Annotated in this window: 2 protein-coding genes; one reads left to right on the top strand and one right to left on the bottom strand. The window is 36.8% G+C overall.

Annotated features, from left to right (window positions below; genetic code table 11):
• Window positions 1-233 (top strand): His/Gly/Thr/Pro-type tRNA ligase C-terminal domain-containing protein (locus V3W49_RS22810; protein ID WP_500148239.1); only part of this gene is annotated, 233 nt, incomplete at its 5' end.
• On the opposite strand, the gene V3W49_RS22805 is transcribed toward V3W49_RS22810, so the two are convergent.
• Window positions 226-630, bottom strand: a 405-nt coding sequence (locus V3W49_RS22805) for a hypothetical protein (protein WP_500148237.1), incomplete at its 5' end; no start/stop codon positions are given. The two genes, V3W49_RS22810 and V3W49_RS22805, sit on opposite strands and share 8 nt — an antisense overlap.

The following is a 630-nucleotide window of genomic DNA, read 5'->3' as shown; positions in this document are numbered from 1 at the left end:
CAATGAATCTTGCATCAAAGCTTAGACAAAAAGAAATTCCAACAGATATTGATGTTGTTGGGAAATCTCTGTCAAAACAAATGGAATATGCATCTGACTCGACATACACCATTATAGTTGGACCGAAAGAGTACGCAGAGGATTGTATTATTCTACGAAACATGAAAGACGGCAAAGAAAACAAAATTCCAATCGATAACTTGCTAGCTTCTTTGAAATCAATTCTTAGTTAGCAAATGCTCTGGTGAGCATCATTATTTCTGGTCCATTAGTTAGAGGGCCCACAACAATGGAGTGGTTATTTGCTAAAACACCTGAAGATAAAAATGGAGTTCCACCATTAATTGTGGCCGGTTCAAATTCTACCCCCATTACATTTGAAAAAGTTTTGATATCAGAATCATCAGTTTCTGGATGGATTATGCCGCCATGTGCTGTTGCAACAACCATTGCGCCAACCTGGTGATATCCTGCAACTTTTTTCTGAATTACCTCAACATCTAATACCTGTTCAATCTTTTTTACAGTTTGTTTTGATATTATTGGTGATACAATGGCCCCTTTATCATTTGCACAAATCAAATTTCCAAGACAGGTATACTTGGAGTCAAGTACCTCTACATTTAATCC

The sequence above is a fragment of the Rosenbergiella sp. YN46 genome, from assembly GCF_036620675.1.
Lineage (GTDB): Bacteria > Pseudomonadota > Gammaproteobacteria > Enterobacterales > Enterobacteriaceae > Jejubacter.
The sequence above is the reverse complement of the archived record's forward strand: the minus strand, read 5'-3'. Positions and strand labels throughout refer to the sequence as shown.